Origin of the sequence: Priestia sp. YIM B13490 (genome assembly GCF_042787735.1) — a bacterium.
In the GTDB taxonomy this organism is placed as follows: Bacteria; Bacillota; Bacilli; order Bacillales; family Bacillaceae_H; genus Priestia; species Priestia megaterium.
Genome location: NZ_JBHZOT010000002.1, coordinates 687,530 through 707,144, shown reverse-complemented (window position 1 = coordinate 707,144; position 19,615 = coordinate 687,530). Strand labels below are relative to the sequence as shown.

Annotated in this window: 18 protein-coding genes and 1 riboswitch; of the genes, 13 read left to right on the top strand and 5 right to left on the bottom strand. The window is 37.3% G+C overall.

Annotated elements, in window-relative coordinates:
- Window positions 1–2 precede the first annotated feature (2 nt).
- A complete protein-coding gene (locus tag ACFX4R_RS08945) occupies window positions 3–989 on the bottom strand; it encodes a S8 family peptidase (protein ID WP_377569379.1) in 987 nt (328 codons plus the stop codon).
- A 353-nt stretch (window positions 990–1,342) separates the two neighbouring features.
- Between ACFX4R_RS08945 and folP the strand changes: the two genes are divergently transcribed.
- The 3 genes from folP to ACFX4R_RS08930 all read left to right on the top strand — a co-directional run bounded on the left by folP (window position 1,343) and on the right by ACFX4R_RS08930 (window position 3,879).
- Window positions 1,343–2,191, top strand: a complete 849-nt coding sequence (gene folP, locus ACFX4R_RS08940; RefSeq protein WP_080781637.1) for a dihydropteroate synthase — start codon at window positions 1,343–1,345, stop codon at window positions 2,189–2,191.
- Window positions 2,192–2,309: 118 nt separating this feature from the next.
- The gene (locus ACFX4R_RS08935) at window positions 2,310–3,443 is read left to right on the top strand and encodes a zinc-dependent alcohol dehydrogenase (protein WP_043980312.1); all 1,134 of its coding nucleotides are present in this window, start codon (window positions 2,310–2,312) and stop codon (window positions 3,441–3,443) included.
- A gap of 241 nt (window positions 3,444–3,684) precedes the next feature.
- Window positions 3,685–3,879 (top strand): hypothetical protein, encoded by a 195-nt coding sequence (locus ACFX4R_RS08930; protein ID WP_013055532.1) that lies wholly within the window; start codon window positions 3,685–3,687, stop codon window positions 3,877–3,879.
- A 26-nt stretch (window positions 3,880–3,905) separates the two neighbouring features.
- Here the strand turns inward: ACFX4R_RS08930 and liaG are convergent, their stop codons facing one another.
- The gene (liaG, locus tag ACFX4R_RS08925; protein WP_237074533.1) at window positions 3,906–4,775 is read right to left on the bottom strand and encodes a LiaG family protein; all 870 of its coding nucleotides are present in this window, start codon (window positions 4,773–4,775) and stop codon (window positions 3,906–3,908) included.
- A gap of 386 nt (window positions 4,776–5,161) precedes the next feature.
- Window positions 5,162–5,263: riboswitch (purine riboswitch) on the top strand.
- 137 nt (window positions 5,264–5,400) lie between these two features.
- On the opposite strand from liaG, the gene ACFX4R_RS08920 reads away from it, so the two are divergent.
- From ACFX4R_RS08920 to bioA, 5 genes are all read left to right on the top strand, one after another.
- Entirely contained in the window at window positions 5,401–6,594 is a 1,194-nt protein-coding gene (locus ACFX4R_RS08920) for a NupC/NupG family nucleoside CNT transporter (RefSeq protein ID WP_013055534.1), read from the top strand.
- A gap of 315 nt (window positions 6,595–6,909) precedes the next feature.
- Window positions 6,910–8,346 carry an amino acid permease gene (locus ACFX4R_RS08915; RefSeq protein ID WP_043980305.1) on the top strand — a complete coding sequence of 479 codons (1,437 nt, stop codon included), beginning with the start codon at window positions 6,910–6,912 and terminating at the stop codon, window positions 8,344–8,346.
- A gap of 136 nt (window positions 8,347–8,482) precedes the next feature.
- Window positions 8,483–9,046 (top strand): biotin transporter BioY, encoded by a 564-nt coding sequence (locus ACFX4R_RS08910; protein WP_028407561.1) that lies wholly within the window; start codon window positions 8,483–8,485, stop codon window positions 9,044–9,046.
- A gap of 30 nt (window positions 9,047–9,076) precedes the next feature.
- Window positions 9,077–9,799, top strand: a complete 723-nt coding sequence (gene bioD, locus ACFX4R_RS08905; RefSeq protein ID WP_013055537.1) for a dethiobiotin synthase — start codon at window positions 9,077–9,079, stop codon at window positions 9,797–9,799.
- A complete protein-coding gene (gene bioA / locus ACFX4R_RS08900; RefSeq protein ID WP_043980301.1) occupies window positions 9,780–11,153 on the top strand; it encodes an adenosylmethionine--8-amino-7-oxononanoate transaminase in 1,374 nt (457 codons plus the stop codon). Before bioD ends, bioA begins: the two co-directional genes overlap by 20 nt.
- Window positions 11,154–11,312: 159 nt before the next feature.
- Here bioA and ACFX4R_RS08895 read toward each other — a convergent pair whose 3' ends face one another.
- Window positions 11,313–11,495, bottom strand: coding sequence for a YolD-like family protein (locus ACFX4R_RS08895; RefSeq protein ID WP_043980299.1), 183 nt, complete (start codon window positions 11,493–11,495; stop codon window positions 11,313–11,315).
- A 376-nt stretch (window positions 11,496–11,871) separates the two neighbouring features.
- Between ACFX4R_RS08895 and ACFX4R_RS08890 the strand changes: the two genes are divergently transcribed.
- Window positions 11,872–12,537 carry a TerC family protein gene (locus ACFX4R_RS08890; protein WP_016763134.1) on the top strand — a complete coding sequence of 222 codons (666 nt, stop codon included), beginning with the start codon at window positions 11,872–11,874 and terminating at the stop codon, window positions 12,535–12,537.
- A gap of 340 nt (window positions 12,538–12,877) precedes the next feature.
- On the opposite strand, the gene ACFX4R_RS08885 is transcribed toward ACFX4R_RS08890, so the two are convergent.
- A complete protein-coding gene (locus ACFX4R_RS08885; RefSeq protein ID WP_013081860.1) occupies window positions 12,878–14,146 on the bottom strand; it encodes a dicarboxylate/amino acid:cation symporter in 1,269 nt (422 codons plus the stop codon).
- Window positions 14,147–14,293: 147 nt separating this feature from the next.
- Window positions 14,294–15,352: a DctP family TRAP transporter solute-binding subunit gene (locus tag ACFX4R_RS08880; RefSeq protein WP_043980297.1), complete on the bottom strand. Its 1,059-nt coding sequence runs from the start codon at window positions 15,350–15,352 to the stop codon at window positions 14,294–14,296.
- Between the two features lie 108 nt (window positions 15,353–15,460).
- Here ACFX4R_RS08880 and ACFX4R_RS08875 point away from each other — a divergent pair, with 108 nt between their 5' ends.
- The 4 genes from ACFX4R_RS08875 to gdh all read left to right on the top strand — a co-directional run bounded on the left by ACFX4R_RS08875 (window position 15,461) and on the right by gdh (window position 19,611).
- On the top strand, window positions 15,461–17,029 hold the full coding sequence (locus ACFX4R_RS08875; protein WP_043980295.1) for an ATP-binding protein: 1,569 nt from the start codon (window positions 15,461–15,463) through the stop codon (window positions 17,027–17,029).
- Between the two features lie 12 nt (window positions 17,030–17,041).
- Window positions 17,042–17,728 (top strand): response regulator, encoded by a 687-nt coding sequence (locus tag ACFX4R_RS08870; RefSeq protein ID WP_043980293.1) that lies wholly within the window; start codon window positions 17,042–17,044, stop codon window positions 17,726–17,728.
- Window positions 17,729–17,947: 219 nt separating this feature from the next.
- A complete protein-coding gene (locus ACFX4R_RS08865) occupies window positions 17,948–18,808 on the top strand; it encodes a RhaT/GlcU family sugar-proton symporter (protein ID WP_028407570.1) in 861 nt (286 codons plus the stop codon).
- Between the two features lie 17 nt (window positions 18,809–18,825).
- A complete protein-coding gene (gdh, locus tag ACFX4R_RS08860; protein WP_043980290.1) occupies window positions 18,826–19,611 on the top strand; it encodes a glucose 1-dehydrogenase in 786 nt (261 codons plus the stop codon).
- Window positions 19,612–19,615 lie beyond the last annotated feature (4 nt).

The window sequence follows — 19,615 nt, the reverse complement described above, 5'->3', positions numbered from 1 at the left end:
TATTACTTACTAGGGTTGATACGGGCTACGTTAATAATATCATGTATTTTCTCTACCAAATCGAGCATGAGAAATCCGTTTCCTTCAGAGCTTTTTCGATATCCAAGAGGAAGGGTTCTTCTTACAAGTTGAGCATAGATTTCGGCTTCGATTAAAGAACGGCCAAATTCCTTCTCACATAAGTTAATTAATAGAGCTAAAGCTCCTGCCACGTGGGGAGTCGCCATTGAAGTTCCTGAAAGAGTCGCGTACTTATTTTCCAAGTAAGTAGAGATAATGTTAACTCCCGGTGCGACTAGGTCCACTTCTTCATTTGCATTAGTAAAAGGGGCAAGATTTAAGCTGTTGTCCACTGCTCCTACTTGAATGACTTCGTTGTAACTTCCTGGATATGAATATTCAAAGGTTTCTTCGCGGTCGTCACCTTCATTTCCAGCCGCAACAACAACAGAAACATCTTTATTCACAGCATTTTGAACAGCTTCGTGCAGTTCTGGAACGTCTTGTGGTCCCCCGAGTGACATGGAAATAACTCGTGCTCGCTCATTGTTAGGACCGCGCCATTCGACGGCGTAGTTAATAGCGTCAATGATCCATTCGTAATTTCCCGATCCTTCACCGGTAAGTACTTTTAAGCTTAGAATTTTTGCTTTGGGTGCCACTCCTACTACCCCTTCATTATTGAGCGCAGCAGCAATGGTACCAGACACGTGAGTGCCGTGCCCATTATTATCTTCAAATACAGAAGCATCTCCGTCATAATCCGAAGTGAAGTTTCTTCCTCCGATAATACAATCTTTTAAGTCAGGATGATTTGTGTCAACACCAGTGTCGATAACTGCAATTACAATGCCTTCTCCTTGATTGCTTTGTTCCCAAATAGCAGGCGCTTGAATTAAGCTTACTCCTTTAGGCGTTTCGTTTGTTGAGTCGATAATCGACTCAATTGTATAAGGAATTAATTTGACTTGTAACGGTTGTTGAGTCATAGTCATCCTCCTTAAAATGAATTCCATAAAAATGGAAGTTACTTAATTATAAATTCCCAACTATTGCTATAAATTAAACACTTTTCATGCGAATCCTTTCTTTTTGAATAAAAAGACTCACAAAAGATGCGAGAAGAGGAAAAAAGACCCTGAAGACAAGCCCGATAGAGATTTTTAATGTTATCTGTGTATTCACTTTTAATGTTTATCTCACACTATAGAAGAAAGAAACTCCAAGAAAAATCACATAGGACTGGTAACTTTTGATATAATTACGAACGGTATGACATTCTCAAAATACATGATATTTATAAATATACATCAATTTGCAAATTACGAAGGGGCTGAGGATAGTGTCAACTTTAACGTCTCAATCGGTCATCAAATGCAGAAAGTATGAACTGAATTATGCGGACCGTACGCTTATTATGGGAATTTTAAACGTAAACCCGGATTCATTTTCAGATGGCGGAAAATACTACGATGTAGATAAAGCGGTTGCTCATGCTGAGGAAATGGTGAAGCAAGGAGCAGACATCATTGATATCGGAGGAGAATCAACTCGTCCTGGTTATACAAGAATTAGCGATGAAGAAGAGATTAAACGGATTGTGCCCGTTATTTCTGAAGTGGCTAAGCGCGTAGAGGTGCCGATTTCTGTAGATACATACAAGTCGGAAGTGGCCAAGCATGCGCTAGAAGCAGGAGCACATATTATTAACGATATATGGGGCGCAAAGGCTGATCCCAAAATGGCTCAAGTTGCAGCTGACTATAATGTTCCTATTATTTTAATGCATAATCGCCATGAGCCCAATTATACAAATCTGATTACAGATATGATAAGTGATTTAGAAGAAAGCATATCAATTGCAAAAGCTGCAGGAGTTCGAGATGATCAAATTATTTTAGATCCAGGCGTTGGCTTTGGAAAAACGGCTGCGCATAATGTAGAAGTGATTCAGCATCTAGATCATTTGACAAAGATGGGCTATCCTGTGCTGCTTGCTACTTCTCGTAAAGGATTTATTGGACAAATAGTTGATGCTCCTCCTACGGAAAGAATGGAAGGAACTGCAGCTACTGTATATGCAGGGATTGCACAAGGCGTTCAAATGGTTCGAGTTCATGACGTATTAGAAATCAAGCGCTTTGTAAAGATGGCAGATGTACTGGTAGGAAAACATATATTTCAGTTTTAATAATCATTTAAGCAGACGCGTAAGCGCTGCTTTTTTATTTTCCTTGATTTCCCCGGATAGAATACATGCCTTTAGATAAATTTAAGTAATATAAAGGTTATAAAAATGGAGGGTGAAAATGAGAGCGGTAACGTATCAAGGGCCTAATCAGGTAAAAGTAGCAGAAGTAGAAGATGCGAAGTTAGAGAAGAAAGATGACATTGTCATTAAAATAACGTCAACGGCTATTTGTGGTTCTGATCTCCATTTATATCAAGGAAGCATGCCATTGCCTCACGGTTATATTATTGGTCATGAACCAATGGGGATTGTGGAAGAAGTAGGACCGGATGTTACAAAAGTAAAAAAAGGAGATCGAGTTATTATTCCGTTTAACGTAGCGTGCGGACAGTGTGCATACTGTAAGGATGATTTAACGAGCCAATGTGATAATTCTAATCCACATTACGATTCTGGCGGCTATTTCGGTTATACTGAAAAGTTTGGAAATCATCCAGGAGGTCAAGCTGAATATTTAAAAGTGCCGTTTGGGAATTTTACACCATTTGTCATTCCGGAATCGTGCGAATTAGAAGATGAATCGCTTCTTTTTTTATCAGATGTGCTTCCAACTGCTTATTGGAGTGTAGAGCATGCGGATGTTAAAAAAGGGGATACCGTTATCGTACTCGGCTGCGGGCCAGTGGGATTAATGGCTCAAAAGTTTGCTTGGATGAAAGGTGCCAAACGGGTTATTGCAATAGATCATGTTCCATACCGAATGCAGCATGCAAAGAAAATGAATGCCGTAGAAACCTTTGATTTTACAGAATACCCAGATATGGGGGAGCACTTAAAAGAAATCACAAAAGGCGGAGCAGATGTGGTGATTGACTGTGTAGGTATGGATGGAAAAAAGTCGCCTCTTGAATATATTGAACAAAAATTAAAACTTCAAGGTGGAACGCTCGGACCTATTCAAATTGCGACAAAAGCCGTTCGTAAATGTGGAACCGTCCAAATCACCGGGGTATACGGAAGCAACTATAACAGTTTTCCGTTAGGAGCTTTTTTTGCTCGAAATGTAACTCTCAAAATGGGGCAAGCTCCTGTCATTCCCGTTATGCCGAAATTATATGATCAAATTGTACAAGGAGAATTCGATCCAAAAGAAATTATTACTCATAAAGTCGCTTTAGAAGACGCAGCTGATGCCTACAAAATCTTTAATGATCATCAAGATAACTGCATTAAAGTCATTTTAAAACCTTAAAATGCCATCTCTATTAGGTGAAGATTCCTGAGCAGTGAAGCTCGGGAATTTTTTATGTATGTAAAGTGGCGGAGGAAAATAATGCACGATTGGATGGTTGATTTTACATAATTTAGCTTTATGATAGAAAGAGAAGATATAACGCTTTCATATTCTTATTAAATCGTGCTGCTTAAAATGAAATAAATAACATCTTGGTATTCAGTCTTATTCAATCACCGAAATATGGAGGAGAGAATGAATGAAACTAGCATTGCTTCTTGTCATTATTATCGGCGTTGCTGCCCTTGCAGGTACGATCAGTGCTGCAAAGAAAGTAGATGAAGATTACGGAAAATCTAAAAAGAAAAGTATAGTGAATTTATCTATTATTTACGGAGTCGTATTCATAGGATCAATCGTAGGAGTAGCGTGGTATATTGCAGTGAGACCATAAATAAAACGAACACTTCCGTGTTCGTTTTATTTTGATTTTAACGTTAATTCTCCGCTTGAAACAGCTGCATCAATAGGATATTTTCCATTTCCATGCTTTCCTTTTAATACATCTTCTGTTACGGTTGCATTGCTTAACTTAAAGTCATTGTTTATATAACCGCTGCTTACTTTTCCATTCACTTTAAAACCAGCGCTTTTCGGAAGAAACAGCACGGCATCTCCAGATCCTACATCTACAGAAACGGCCTCTTCTAGTTTTTTAAAATCCATATAGAGATCACCAGATCCAATGCGCGCCTGAAGTTTTCCTTTATAGTTTGTTCCTTTAATTTCCCCAGAGCCTACAGCAAATTTAGCCGTTTGGCTTTCAACATTACTCAGCTGTAAATCTCCAGAATTGACATCCGTACGAAGAGAGGTGCTCCTCAAGTTTGAAATACTTGCATTTCCAGAACCTACTTTAATCGAAACATCTTTCAGCTGAAGTGCTTGCTCAGGCTGTGCAGCAACTTGAAGGTCCCCAGAACCTACCGTAAGCGCAAGGTTGTGGTGATAATCTCTAGGAATGTAGATTGTCACTTTTGTATTTGAAAAAATAGAAAGCCATTGAAAAGGACTTTTTTGATAAGTGACGACTAGGGTGTCTCCATTTTGCTTTACATCTACTTTTCCTTTACCTTCTACTTTTGTTTTAATATCTTGACGATCTTGCGGCACGACAGTTGTACTAATGCTTGGAGAGTCAATTTGAATATGCTGAATATCACTTGATAACGCCGCTTCAGACTTGGACGTCTTGAATGAACTTAACGACCAAGAGGAAGGTGCAAATGCAGTAGAAAAGAGGACTGCCGTACCACCTATTACTAAAATAAAAGCCAATATTTTTTTCACGTTATAACCCGCTTTCTACCTAAATTAAATTTGTTTTCTTCTACCATAAAGTGTAAATTGAAAAGCGGTTAATTTCAACGAACAGCAGGATTATTTTTTTCTACGTCTCAAGTCGTAAAAATGAAATATTTTTGAGGAATTAAATGAAAAGCGAAGTAGATATTTAAACATACTCATCAAAGAATCAATTTCTTTGTTTCAAAAATAGGAAAATAATTGAGTTAAAAGAACGGTTAAATTCACTTTTTTTTGTGTAATTTTCTTATGAGTAGTTCAAAAGGAGTGATAAATAAATAGAATTTTCATACCAATTTTACTATTCCGAAAAACTTTTAAAGTGTTGATTATTAAAAAAATAAAGGGTAGAATTTGTTCATATCAATTGAATACAGCTAAGATTACGATCTTGTATATTATCAGTAATATGGTCTGATAGTCTCTACCTAGTAACCGAAAAAAACTAGACTACAAGAAAGTTTGGATATAAGCAGCAAAAAGAAGGGCGTATTCTCATGAGTACAGTCTTCTTTCAAAGCTCTTACTTTTCATACTTTCTGTTATTGTCAGAATTTATGAAAAGTAAGAGCTTTTTTGTTTTTCAAATACACACCTGGGAGTGGCTTGCATGTACTTTTTATTAAATTTATTAGGCGTTTTTGTCGTAATGGGTGTCGTCTTTTTATGTTCTCCTAAAAAGAAAGAGATAAAGTGGCGTCCAATTGCTTCACTGCTAGTCGTTGAAGTCCTCATTACTTGGTTTATGTTAGGAACTTCAATCGGAACATGGATTATTAATAAGATTGCTTCGTTCTTTACTTGGCTAATTTCCTGTGCTAACGATGGAATTGCTTTTGCGTTCCCATCCGTAATGGGAAATGAAACGGTTGACTTTTTCTTCAGTGCATTACTGCCTATCATCTTTGTCGTGACATTTTTTGATATTTTATCTTACTTTGGTATTTTAACGTGGATTATTGATAAAGTAGGCTGGGTCATTTCGAAAGTTTCTCGTTTGCCTAAATTAGAAAGCTTTTTCGCTATTCAAATGATGTTTTTAGGAAATACGGAAGCATTAGCGGTTATTCGTAATCAGCTTTCTGTGTTAAAAGACAACCGTTTGCTTACGTTTGGAATTATGAGTATGAGCAGTATTAGCGGATCTATTATCGGTGCTTATTTAACGATGGTTCCCGCTACGTACGTGTTTACAGCAATTCCACTGAACTGTTTAAACGCGCTTATTTTAGTGAGCTTATTGAATCCAGTTCATGTTACAAAAGAAGAAGATATGATTTACGTACCGCCAAAGTCGGAGAAAAAAGACTTTTTCTCTACCATTTCAAACAGTATGTTAGTCGGAATGAACATGGTTATTGTTATTTTAGCGATGGTTATTGGATATGTAGCTCTTACATCTGCGCTTAACGGTATTTTAGGCGTTATCGTAGACGGCTTGACTGTACAAAAGATTTTCTCTTATATCTTTAGTCCATTCGCATTTTTACTAGGGCTAACGGGACATGATGCAATGTACGTAGCTCAGCTGATGGGTATCAAGCTAGCAACAAATGAATTCGTGGCAATGATGGATTTGAAGAAAAATCTAGATACACTTCCACCGCATACGATTGCAGTTGCTACAACATTCTTAACATCTTTTGCTAACTTCAGTACGGTGGGTATGATTTATGGGACGTATAATTCTACGTTATCAGAAGGTAAATCAACGATTATTGGAAAAAACGTATGGAAACTGCTTGTGAGCGGTATCGCTGTTTCGTTATTAAGTGCTATGATTGTTGGATTGTTTGTTTGGTAAAAAGTTAAAAAAGCTGTGCTTTCGTCTTAGAAAGCACAGCTTTTTTCTTGTTGCATAACCTATTCATTTGCAGAAAAATGGTTATGAATATCCACAGTAAAAGAAAATCAAACTATTCAAGAAAAATTCATTTTACTTTTGCAGAAAAACATTTTAAATCTAGTGAGCATTATGTTAAGATTACAAAAGGCTGTTTCATTTAAATTGAGAACACCGCATAAATATGTAAGTAAATATGCATAGAAAACAAAGGTTTATTAATTTTTTTCTAGGTAATATCTCGTAATAAATAGGTTGAAAGGAAATGTCGTTAATATGATAGAAGGACAACAGCAAACAAATGAATTAAAAAAGACGATGAAAAGCAGACATTTGTTTATGATTTCGCTCGGCGGGGTTATCGGTACAGGTTTCTTTTTAGGAACAGGATACACGATTAGCCAAGCAGGAGCGATTGGAGCTATCCTTTCGTTTATCGTAGGTGGCTTCATTATGTACTTAACAATGCTTTGCTTAGGGGAACTTGCAGTAGCGATGCCAGTTTCCGGTTCGTTTCAGACATATACAACAAAATTTATTGGCCCTGGTGTTGGTTTCGCTTTTGGATGGTTATATTGGTTGGGCTGGGCTGTAACGGTTGCATTAGAATTTTTGTCAGCAGGTCAGCTTATGCAAAGATGGTTTCCTGATTCTCCTGTATGGATCTGGTGTGCTATATTTGCCCTTTTATTATTCTCATTAAATGCACTGTCAGCTAAAGCGTTTGGTGAAGCGGAGTTTTGGTTTGCCAGCATTAAAGTGTTAGCTATTATTTTATTTATCGTGCTTGGTGGAGCTGCTATGTTTGGTTTTCTTCCATTAAGTAATGGAGACAGCGCACCGCTTTTCTCTAATTATACAGCTCACGGTGTGTTTCCTCACGGAATTAGTGCCGTGTTGATTACCATGATTACAGTTAACTTTTCATTCCAAGGCACGGAGCTTATTGGTGTAGCGGCTGGGGAAAGTGAAAACCCAGACAAGACTGTACCAAGAGCAATTAAACAAACGGTATGGAGAACGCTTGTATTTTTTGTACTAGCTGTAGCTGTCTTAGCGGGTATGATTCCGCTTGAAAAAGCAGGCGTAGTTGAGAGTCCATTTGTTGTTGTATTTGACCAAATTGGTATTCCATATGCAGCAGATATTATGAACTTTGTTATCCTAACGGCACTGTTATCTGTAGCTAACTCAGGTCTTTATGCAGCAACGCGTATGCTGTATTCATTGTCAAAAGATAACATGGCAAGTTCAGCTTTCATGAAAGTAAATAAACGCGGTGTGCCGATGAATGCGCTGCTTTTAACATTAGGCATTGCGCTTTTATCTTTACTTTCAGGATTCTTTGCTCAAGAAACAGTATTTGTATGGCTCATTTCTGCAGCGGGTTTAGGTGCACAAATCGGCTGGATTACGATTGCTGCATCACTGCTTGCATTTAGAAAAAGATATATAAATCAAGGAGGGCAAATCGAGGATTTAAAATTTAAAGTCCCTCTTTACCCAGTATTACCTTTAATCGCATTAGTATTAAATACAATCGTATTGGGAAGCATGGCATTTGATGCAGAACAGCGAATGGCACTGTATGTCGGTATTCCACTAGCGCTGCTGTTTTATGTTTATTATCACGCACGTGTAAAAAAGAAAGTTGATTTATCTATCAGCCGTCAAGAAGTGCAGCTTAAAGACGACAAAAAAGTAATTTTATAAAAATCAAAAGACGCAAAAGCTCAGGTTTTTGCGTCTTTTTTTATTGTTTATTTGTAAACTTAAAATAAAATTAAGTTGACAAATAAAAAGAAATTATTGCAAACTTAAAGCAACGAAAAGAGAAAGGAGGGTGAATATGAAACCGAAAACAATGGCGTATGTTTCCTTATTTGCAGCTTTAACGGCGATTGGTGCATTTATAAAAATTCCTATTCCCTACATACCGTTTACTCTTCAAATTGTTCCTGTTTATTTAGCCGGTGCGCTGTTAGGTCCGCGTTTAGGTTTGTATAGTCAGCTATGCTACATAGGTATTGGGTTAATCGGTGTTCCGGTTTTTGCAGAAGGAGGAGGTTTAGGGTATATCTTCAAACCAACGTTTGGCTATTTAATTGGCTATGCTATGGGTGCATTTATGAACGGATACCTTATTCAAAAATATGACTTAAAGAAACCTTTTTCTATTTTTTTAGCTAATTTATCTACGTTAGCTATTGTGTACGCAGTCGGCTGCTTCTGGCTTTACGGAGCAATGAAATGGATAATTGAAAAGCCTCTTTCACTGAGTGATACACTTCTTTTTGGAGCTGTTTTGCCAATGCCTGGAGATCTTTTGTTATGTATTTTATGTTCAGTGCTGATTCACCGAATGCAGCCTCAATTTAGTCGTTTGTCATCAAAGCGGGTCAAAGCGGGGTAACTAAGACATAGAAAAAAAGGAGAGAAAAAAATGGGCAAAGCGTATTTTATTACGGGAACTGGAACAGATATTGGAAAAACCCTGGTTACAAGTATTTTGTATAAAGTACTTGGTCGTCTAGGAATAAAAACGACAATTTGCAAACCATTTCAAACCGGCTATCAAGACGAAATTGGAGGTTATCCGGATATTCACTGGTTTGAAACAAGGCTCGGAGTAGCAGATACGGGTATTTATCAGTTAAAGCCGGAGACGTCTCCTCATTTGGCTATTGCACTGAGCAACAAGCAAGTAGAGCCTTCAATCGTCTTAAAACGCATTAATGAATTAAAAAAGAAATTTGATGTAGTGCTCGTGGAAGGAGCAGGAGGCCTTGCCGTACCTTTAATTGAGGAGGAAACAACGTTCTATATGACAAAAGATTTGATCATAGATGCACAAATGCCGGTTATTGCTGTTGGAACAACGGGATTAGGAGCTATTCACGATGCGCTTTCTACCTTTTCATATGCAAGTGAGCATCACCTTAAAATCAACGGACTCATTTTTAATCGTTTTAATCACAGCAGTATCATTCATAACGATAATGTTCGAACGATTGAAAAGCTGCTTCAAATATCATCTTTAATGACCGTTCCAGTATTCACACATATCGATGAAGAGTTAGATGCATATATTGAGAAAATGATGAGGCAAAAAAGTGTTATTCAACATATTCAGGAGGTGTTTGACTGTGCCGTATCAAAAAGCTGAGCTGGAGAAATGGGATAAAGAATATGTATGGCATCCGTTTACGCAAATGAAAGCTTACCGTCAATCAAATCCTCTTATTATTGAAAGAGGAGAAGGAAGCTATTTATATGATGTAGAGGGAAACAAATATTTAGACGGATACGCTTCTCTATGGGTGAACGTGCATGGACATAATGATCCGGAATTAAATACAGCTTTACATATACAAGTGGAAAAATTAGCGCATTCTACGCTGCTTGGATCCGCAAACGTTCCATCTATTTTGTTAGCCAAAAAGTTAGCGGAAATTACTCCTGGCAGCTTATCGAAAGTCTTCTACTCTGATACAGGCTCCGCCGCTGTCGAAATTGCGTTGAAAATTGCCTATCAATATTGGCAAAATCTCGACTCTGTAAAGTACAAAAACAAAAGTAAATTTATCTCATTGAATGAGGCATATCACGGAGATACAATTGGGGCAGTCAGTGTGGGAGGCATGGATTTATTTCATCGCATCTTTAAGCCTTTGCTGTTTGAACGAATTCCCACACCTTCTCCTTATACTTACCGTATGGAAGGATTTGAAACGGAAGAGCAAGCTTCAGCTTACTGTATTCACCAGCTAGAGAAGCTCTTGCAGAACAAAGGGGAAGAAGTAGCTGGGTTGATTATTGAACCGCTTGTGCAAGGAGCAGCGGGTATTATTACACATCCTCCCGGTTTTTTAAAACAAGTAGAGCTGCTGTGCAAAGCGTACGGGGTATTGCTGATTTGTGACGAAGTAGCAGTTGGATTTGGACGAACAGGAACGCTGTTTGCATGTGAACAAGAAGATGTTGTACCGGATATTATGTGTGTAGGAAAAGGGATAACAGGAGGGTATATGCCGCTTGCGGCTACGTTAACAAGCGAAAAGATATTTAATGCTTTTTTAGCTCATCCAGATGAAAATAAAACCTTCTTTCATGGACATACGTATACGGGAAATCAATTAGCCTGTACAGTAGCGCTTAGAAATATTGAACTGATAGAAGAAAGAGAATTAATCCGTAGTGTAAAAGAAAAGGAAAAAGTTTTTAAACGTTATCTATTAAAGCTTTATGAGTTGCCTAACGTGGGAGACATTAGACAAAGAGGATTAATGGCAGGAATCGAAGTTGTGAAAGACCGCCAAACAAAGTCTATTTTTGAAGATAAAAAAGTGATGGGAGACATCATTTTAGCGGCTCGCCAAAAAGGTTTAATTATTAGAGAGCTAGGTCCTGTGATTACGATGATGCCTATTCTTTCAATGACAAACGAAGAATTAAAAACAATGGTTGAAATTGTATATGAATCAATTAAAGAAGTAATTGCACGTCATACAGTGAGTTAAATAAAAAGATGATAGGACAAAAGTATTTTATGTTAAAAAAAGATCCGAACGATAAAGCGTTCGGATCTTTTTATGGTTATGGTAACGTGAATGTACTCTATTTAGCCGCTTCTAGCGGTTGATTGGTGTAGTTATCTCTCAATCTCTTCTTTTTTTTTATCAATAAATATTTTTAATACTTGATAGGCGAAGTGATCGTACATTCTGATTTTCATCTTTTAATAGAAGAGTTTGTTCGAGTAAGTTTAAGTTTTGAATATAACCTTTTACCGTTTGAACAAAACCGTTGTTTTGATAGTTAATAGTTAATAATTTATTTGTTTTTAGCGCTTTTAAAATCATACCTATTTTCTCCTTTCTTATATCGTAGCTGACGAAAAACTACAAAATAACGAAGAAGCATTGGAGGCTTGTATTATTTATAAAAGTCACTCTATTTTTTATAAATGCTCTCCTGCTATTAATAGTAGAGAGTGATGGTGAAAAATAGATGAAAGATAAAGGATAAGGTTTGATTTATTGTAATGAACTGACTTTTCCTTTACAAATACCTATTTCAAATTTCTTTTTAGTGATAAAATACTGTTAGTGAAATAACTACTTCTCTCCATTAAAGGGTAAGAACGGGTTATGTTGATAGAGTTTTAGTTCTCTATTTCTAGTAATGAAATAAGAGATAGAGAAATAGACTAATAAAAATCAATCAAGGAGTTTTTTTATGGATCAGAGTTTTATTTTAAATCTTTTAGAAATTTTACTGATTAACATTGTACTGAGTGGCGATAACGCAGTCGTGATTGCTTTAGCTTGTCGGAATCTTCCGGACGAGCATCGAAACAAAGCGGTTGTTTTCGGTACATTAGGAGCGGTTGTACTACGTGTAGGGCTAACATTTGTCGCTGTATATTTATTAACAATTCCATTTTTAAATTTCATCGGAGGCCTGCTTCTTCTATGGATTGCTATTAGTCTTTTAAAAGGTGAAGATGATGGAGATATTAAAGCGAATTCAACTCTAGCAGGTGCTATTAAAACAATTATTATAGCGGATCTTGTTATGAGTTTAGATAACGTAGTAGCGGTTGCGGGTGCGGCTAACGGCAATATTCTACTCATTATCCTTGGTCTTGTTATCAGCATTCCGTTAATCATTTGGGGAAGTCAGCTTTTAATGAAAATTATGGAAAAATTCCCGATTATCATCATTGCCGGAGCAGCGCTTCTTGGCTATACTGCTGGTGAAATGATCTTTAAAGACAAAGCGGTGGGACACGTATTAGAAGGGTTGAATCCGCATTTGCATACGATTATTCCTATTTTGTTAGCTATTTTAGTTGTGGTTGTTGGGAAACTTAGCGGACGTTCTAAAAAAGAAACGCATTAATAATAAAAAAAGTTTGGGACAAAAGTATTTAAGATGAAGTGAAAAACGAACCACTAATCAATTTTGATTAGTGGTTCGTTTTTTTTGTGGTGAACGTAGGCTTCATTTGTTTAGATCCTTCTAGCAGTTGATTGGAGGACAAGGCGAAGACTCCTGCGGGAAAAGCGGAACAGATGAGACCCCACAGGAGCGTACGTGACGAGGAGGCTCATCGGCCGCCCGCGGAAAGCGAAGTCTTGTACGGAAATCAACTGTGGTGTCATAAGCGGTTCAGCTCATGTATCCCATTTATTCGTCTTTAGATTGGATTCATTTCGCTATGTCTCAACTTCTTTTTTTATTACTTAGCTAATGGAGGTGCGGAATTAACGTCTTGTACTGTTTCTACAGGAGGATGAAATTCATTTTCCATTTTCGATACAACTACAGTTGCTACACCATTTCCAATTAAGTTTGTAATGGCACGAGCTTCCGACATAAAGCGGTCTACCCCAATTAACAGCGCGATTCCTTCAACTGGAATCATCGGGAATGCAGCAAGCGTAGCTGCTAGTGTAATAAATCCAGAGCCAGTAACTCCGGCAGCTCCTTTAGACGTTAGCATTAAAATACCAAGTAGCGTAATCTCTTGCATTAACGACAGGTCGACTCCATACGCTTGAGCGATAAAGATAGCAGCCATGGATAAGTAGATTGCTGTTCCATCTAGGTTAAATGAGTAACCAGTTGGAATGACAAGTCCTACTACAGATTTTGAACATCCGTACTTCTCCATTTTGTCCATCATTTTTGGCAGTGCAGATTCCGAAGAAGACGTACCTAATACAAGTAGAATTTCTTCTTTAATAAAAGCAATGAATTTAAAAATATTAAATCCATAAATCTTAGCAATGGTTCCAAGTACAAATACAATAAATAAGAACATAGTAATGTAAACAGATCCCATTAAGAAACCGAGTTTTTGAAGAGAGCCTATTCCAAAGTTACCGATCGTATAAGCCATCGCTCCAAACGCCGCAATAGGTGAAAGTTTCATAATCATATTAACAATGCCAAAGAAAATATCTGTACAGCGTTCAAAGAATGTAATGACAGGAGCCGCTTTTTCGCCGAGTGTAGCTGTAGCCATTCCAAATAGTACGGCAAAGAATAAGATTGGCAATAATTCACCATTTGCCATTGCGCCAAATACGCTGTCTGGAATAATTCCCATGATAAACTCCATAAAGCCATGCTCCGCTTCAGCTGCTTGCTGCGTATATTGAGTAACATCAGCTCCGCTTGCGCCATTGATATTAAAGCCAGCCCCAGGTTTGATAAAGTTTACAACGATAATTCCAATTGCTAAGGCAAAAGTAGTGACAATCTCAAAGTATAAAAGAGCTTTACCTCCAATTCGTCCCACTTTCTTTAAATCTCCCATGCTTCCGATACCGATGACCACTGTTAAGAAAATAATTGGGGCAATTACCATCTTAATTAATTTAATGAAGATATCAGCCAATACTTTTAATTTAGCTCCAAATTCAGGAAACATGAAGCCAATTGCAATACCGAGAAGGATACCGATAACAACTTGAACAGTTAGATTTTTAAAACTTAATTTCATACGTAATGCTCCTTTCGAGAATGTTTTTTTGTTAACGCTTACATTATTCTTATCCTTATATTAACTGATAATTTTAACTATTTATATTTCTGGTGATAATGTTCTTTTTGGTCATTTTGGTCAAAAAAAGTGATGAACATATAGTCATCACTTTTTGCTTTCGATATTTTTTATTTGTTGAATGATATCAAGCGTTTGTTTTGTTGCATTGTTTTCAAACGATTGATAAAGAGAGCTAAACTGTTTTTTCCATTCGGATTTTTGTAAATCATTTAAGTAATAAACGCGCATGCCAGACTTATTTTTTATTTGCTGCAGCTGTTCATCGTTCATCATTTTTGATTGAGTCCAAATCCAGTTAGTTGTTTCTACCATTGCATCACTTAATAGTTGTTTTACATCTTCAGGGAGGCTGTCCCAATACTTTTCATCCATTAAAACAGCGTAGCCCAAGTATCCATGGTTGCTGATGGTCATATATTTTTGCAGCTCGTACAAACGTTTTGAATAAATATTAGAAATGGTATTTTCCTGTCCATCAAATTCCTGTCGTTCAAGGGATTGATATACTTTATTAAACGAGACAGCCTGAGGCTTGGCGCCAAGAAGTTCGAATTGTTTTTTGATTACTTCACTTGGCATAATGCGAAACGTTTGACCTTGAAAATCTGCTGGATGGAGCAAAGGTTTCGTATTGCTAGTCATTTGTTTAAAGCCGTTGCTCCATAAAGCAAGCCCTTTAATGTTTTTCTCTTGCAGCGTACTCAACAAATCCTGTCCGATTTTACCGGTAAACACTTGTTTTGCTTCGCTGTAATCATCGAAAATGAAGGGAAGATCAAAAAGCTGCCACGTAGGGGAGAGGTCGCTTAGCTTTGAAATGGAAGGTGCAATCATTTGTACATCATTTCGGCGAAGGGCGGCAAGTTCTTCGTCGTCTGAATACAATACGCCGTTTGAATATACTTCAATTTTAACTTTACCATCCGATTTTTGATTAACGATTTCAGCAAATTTTTGGGCGGCTAAGCCTTTTGGAGTATTTTCAGCTACCACGTGGCTAAAATTAATCACAATTTGCTTATTTAATCCTTTTTGCTCATCGTCATGATACACATTATCCTGATTTATAACCGTATACTGCAAAAAAACATAGATCATCAAGAAAACGCTAACAATGATACTTGCCCCTATAAACATCTTCAAAATGTCCAACCCCGCGATTCAATAATTTTTCTCTACAAATATTCTAACACGCAATTTCTCAACGTGGTAAAATTAAAATAAACTTCAATCAGCAGTAGGTGTTCCGCTATGATGCGCTTATCGATGCAAACGAAAATGACGGGGTTAATCTTTTTTATCGTGGCCTTTTCGTTGTTTTTAGCAAGTATCGTGGTGATTAATAATTTTGTACAGTCAAAAGAAAATGATTTAGAGCAGAGGGCTTTAATCACTTCGAGAACAGTTGCTGAAATGCCTGAAATTCGAGAAAAAATTGAAAAAGATAGTAAGAACATTAATCAAATTGTAGAGCCGATTCGCATTATTCACGGTGCTTATTATGTAGTGGTTATGAATATGAATCATGAACGTTTGTCTCACCCTTTGCAAAGCATGATTGGAGAAATCTCTAAAGGAGATGATGAGGGACAGGCGTTTGCAGAACATACCTATACCGATAAAGCAAAAGGAGAAGGCGGAATGGTCATTCGCTCTTTTGTGCCCGTTGTAAACGATCAGCATGAACAAGTAGGAGTGGTTGTCTCAGGCTATCTTCTTCCGAAATTTACAGAGGTCATTTTAAGTTTAAAAAAAGAAATCTTTCTTATCTCAGGTCTTGCTCTTTTTTTTGGAGGATGGGGAGCGTGGGCGCTTGCATCTCGTATCAAAAAAGAGATGTTTGAGCTTGAACCTCATGAAATTGCTCGTTTGTTCGTAGAACGAACGGAGACCTTTAATGCCATGCATGAAGGAGTCATTGCCATTGATAAAGAGGAGAACATCACTATTTTTAATCATAAAGCGAAAATTATGATGGATGTACCCGATGAAGTAATTGGAAAAAAGATCTATGATGTGATTCCAGATACAAGGCTTCCAGAAATTCTGCAGCTTAATCAGCCTGTTTATAATCGAGAGCTTCAAGTTCGAAATTTGAATATTTTAAGCAATCGTGTGCCGATTAAGGTTAATAATCACACAGTCGGTGCGGTCGCTATTTTTCAAGACAGAACGGAAGTTAAAAAATTAGCTGAAGAGTTAACAGGAGTTAAATCATTTGTAAGCGCTCTTAGAGTTCAAAACCATGAATACATGAATAAACTTCATACGATTGCAGGGCTTATCCAACTTGGAAATAAAGACAAGGCTCTTCAGTATGTTTTTCAAGTGTCTGAACAGCAAGAAGAGCTCACCCAATTTCTTCATAAGCATATTAAAGATGAAAGTATATCGGGATTGCTGTTGAGCAAAGTCAGCCGTGCCAAAGAACTTGGAATTGAGTTAGCTATCGATCGCCACAGCGAGCTTCACTCATTTCCTCCTTACTTAGATCATCATGATTTTGTGATTATTATTGGTAACTTAATTGAGAACGCTTTTGATTCGTATCAACATATGGAGCGTCGTGAACGGAAGATCTATATAAGTATGGAACAAAATGACGGCATTCTTTCTATATTAGTTGAAGATAACGGGTGTGGTATGAATGAGGATCAAGTAGCGAGAATCTTTGATGAAGGTTTTTCAACCAAAGCAAAGGAAAATAGAGGAATTGGTTTGCATTTAGTAAAACAAATTGTTGAAAAAGGAAACGGTCAGATCGAAGTAGAGTCAGAATTAGATGTTGGAACGACTTTTATCATTACATTCTTTTTATAGGGGGAGTGGGAAATGAATAAAAAAGAATGGACCGTGCTTCTCATAGAAGACGATCCTATGGTACAAGAAGTGAACCGCCAATTTATTGAACAAGTTGAAGGGTTCATCGTTATCGCTGCAGCTTCGAATGGTTTAGAGGGGGTACAGCTCATTAAAAAACATCAGCCTGATTTAACGATTATTGATATGTATATGCCTAGTCAAGATGGCTTAACTACCTTACAGCAAATTCGAGCAAATGGCTATAAAACAGACGTGATAGCAGTTACGGCTGCAAGTGATATTGAAACCGTACGCAAAGTTCTTCAATATGGCGCTGTTGATTATATTATGAAACCGTTCAAGTTTGAACGAATGAAGCAAGCACTTGAGCAGTATCGTTCGTTTCAAGTTAAAATAAGTCAAAAAGAACATATTACTCAGTCTGAATTAGATTCTATGCTGTTTCAGCAATTCGAAGAAAAAGCCGATTTGCTTCCAAAAGGGCTAAATGCGGTTACGCTAAGGAGGATACAACAATATCTTTCCGAACAAAATCATCCAATTTCTGCTGAAGAAGTAGCGGACGGTGTAGGAATTGCGCGTGTTACAGCAAGAAGGTATTTAGAGTTTTTAGAACAGGAAAACGAGCTGAAATTATCAGTTGAATACGGCAGAGTGGGGAGACCTATTAATCGCTATATGTTAAAAATAAATTAAATGATACAGAACAGCTTTTATTTGGAAAAGCTGTTTTTTTGCGTTAGAAAGTATATCTTTTTCTCTCCTAGAACAAATTAAGGTATACAGTTTTCGCTATCCAAAGAATATTTCGTGCGGTCATTAATTCATAAAATGTCCCTGAAAAAGGATTAATGGCGGAAAAATTGGGGAATATGCACTTTGACATTTAATTTTAGCACAGGAAGGTTTTGAAACATGGACATATTTTTAGCTGTCTTACCAGCCATATTTTGGGGAAGTATTGTGCTTTTCAATGTGAAACTAGGCGGAGGACCTTATAGTCAAACACTTGGAACCACATTGGGAGCTTTGATTTTCTCCATCGGTATTTATATTTTTGTACACCCTACGCTTACACCTTTAATCTTTGGGGTTGGAGTTGTATCGGGGCTATTTTGGGCAGTTGGACAAAGTAATCAGTTGAAAAGTATTGATTTAATTGGAGTTTCTAAAACGATGCCTATTTCAACTGGGCTTCAGTTAGTTTCCACTTCATTATTTGGAGTAATTGTGTTTCACGAGTGGTCTACAAAAACTTCAATCATTCTTGGTGTGCTCGCTCTTATCTTTATTATTGTAGGGATTGTTTTAGCATCACTTCAAAGCAAAGAAGAGAAAGAGGCTGAAGAAGGAAAAGGAAACTTCAAAAAAGGAATTGTTATTTTATTAATTTCAACCGTTGGTTATTTAGTTTATGTGGTAGTAGCCCGTCTATTTAATGTAGACGGATGGTCGGCTTTATTACCTCAAGCGATTGGTATGGTTATTGGAGGAGTATTGCTGACGTTTAAGCATAAGCCATTTAATAAATATGCAATTCGCAACATTATCCCAGGTCTTATTTGGGCCGCTGGTAATATGTTTTTATTCATCTCACAACCTAAAGTAGGCGTAGCGACAAGCTTTTCGCTTTCCCAAATGGGAATCGTCATTTCAACATTAGGCGGGATCATTATTTTAGGTGAGAAGAAAACGAAGCGTCAGCTAGTTGGGATTATTATTGGAATTATACTGATCATCATAGCAGGAGTCATGTTAGGGCTCGCCAAAAGCTAACTAGGAGGGTATTAACAATGTATAAAGATTTAGAAGGAAAAGTAGTTGTCATAACAGGTTCATCTACCGGTTTGGGAAAATCAATGGCGATTCGTTTTGCGACAGAAAAAGCCAAGGTAGTTGTGAATTATCGTTCGAAAGAAGAAGAAGCTAACAGCGTTTTAGAAGAAATTAAAAAAGTTGGCGGAGAGGCAATTGCCGTTAAAGGTGACGTAACAGTTGAGTCTGACGTGATCAATTTAGTTCAATCTGCTATTAAAGAATTTGGAAAGTTAGACGTTATGATTAATAACGCAGGAATGGAAAATCCGGTTTCATCTCATGAAATGTCTTTAAGCGATTGGAATAAAGTCATTGATACGAACTTAACGGGAGCATTTTTAGGCAGCCGTGAAGCGATTAAATATTTTGTGGAAAATGATATTAAGGGAACAGTTATTAACATGTCGAGTGTTCACGAGAAAATTCCTTGGCCATTATTTGTTCATTACGCAGCAAGTAAAGGCGGAATGAAGCTTATGACCGAAACACTTGCATTAGAATACGCTCCAAAAGGTATTCGTGTAAATAACATTGGACCGGGAGCGATTAATACACCGATTAACGCTGAGAAATTCGCTGATCCTGAGCAGCGTGCAGATGTAGAAAGCATGATTCCAATGGGATACATTGGAGAGCCGGAAGAAATTGCAGCGGTTGCTGCATGGCTAGCTTCTTCAGAGGCAAGTTATGTAACAGGGATTACACTCTTTGCTGACGGTGGTATGACACAGTACCCATCATTCCAAGCAGGACGCGGATAAGAAA

Bases quoted from the DNA above. Each gene is read 5' to 3' on its own strand.
- ACFX4R_RS08945 (WP_377569379.1), bottom strand. From the start codon at position 989: ATGACTCAACAACCGTTACAAGTCAAATTAATTCCTTATACAATTGAG.
- ACFX4R_RS08935 (WP_043980312.1), top strand. From the start codon at position 2,310: ATGAGAGCGGTAACGTATCAAGGGCCTAATCAGGTAAAAGTAGCAGAA.
- ACFX4R_RS08930 (WP_013055532.1), top strand. From the start codon at position 3,685: ATGAAACTAGCATTGCTTCTTGTCATTATTATCGGCGTTGCTGCCCTT.
- ACFX4R_RS08920 (WP_013055534.1), top strand. From the start codon at position 5,401: ATGTACTTTTTATTAAATTTATTAGGCGTTTTTGTCGTAATGGGTGTC.
- ACFX4R_RS08915 (WP_043980305.1), top strand. From the start codon at position 6,910: ATGATAGAAGGACAACAGCAAACAAATGAATTAAAAAAGACGATGAAA.
- ACFX4R_RS08910 (WP_028407561.1), top strand. From the start codon at position 8,483: ATGAAACCGAAAACAATGGCGTATGTTTCCTTATTTGCAGCTTTAACG.
- bioD (WP_013055537.1), top strand. From the start codon at position 9,077: ATGGGCAAAGCGTATTTTATTACGGGAACTGGAACAGATATTGGAAAA.
- ACFX4R_RS08895 (WP_043980299.1), bottom strand. From the start codon at position 11,495: ATGATTTTAAAAGCGCTAAAAACAAATAAATTATTAACTATTAACTAT.
- ACFX4R_RS08890 (WP_016763134.1), top strand. From the start codon at position 11,872: ATGGATCAGAGTTTTATTTTAAATCTTTTAGAAATTTTACTGATTAAC.
- ACFX4R_RS08885 (WP_013081860.1), bottom strand. From the start codon at position 14,146: ATGAAATTAAGTTTTAAAAATCTAACTGTTCAAGTTGTTATCGGTATC.
- ACFX4R_RS08875 (WP_043980295.1), top strand. From the start codon at position 15,461: ATGATGCGCTTATCGATGCAAACGAAAATGACGGGGTTAATCTTTTTT.
- ACFX4R_RS08870 (WP_043980293.1), top strand. From the start codon at position 17,042: ATGAATAAAAAAGAATGGACCGTGCTTCTCATAGAAGACGATCCTATG.
- ACFX4R_RS08865 (WP_028407570.1), top strand. From the start codon at position 17,948: ATGGACATATTTTTAGCTGTCTTACCAGCCATATTTTGGGGAAGTATT.
- gdh (WP_043980290.1), top strand. From the start codon at position 18,826: ATGTATAAAGATTTAGAAGGAAAAGTAGTTGTCATAACAGGTTCATCT.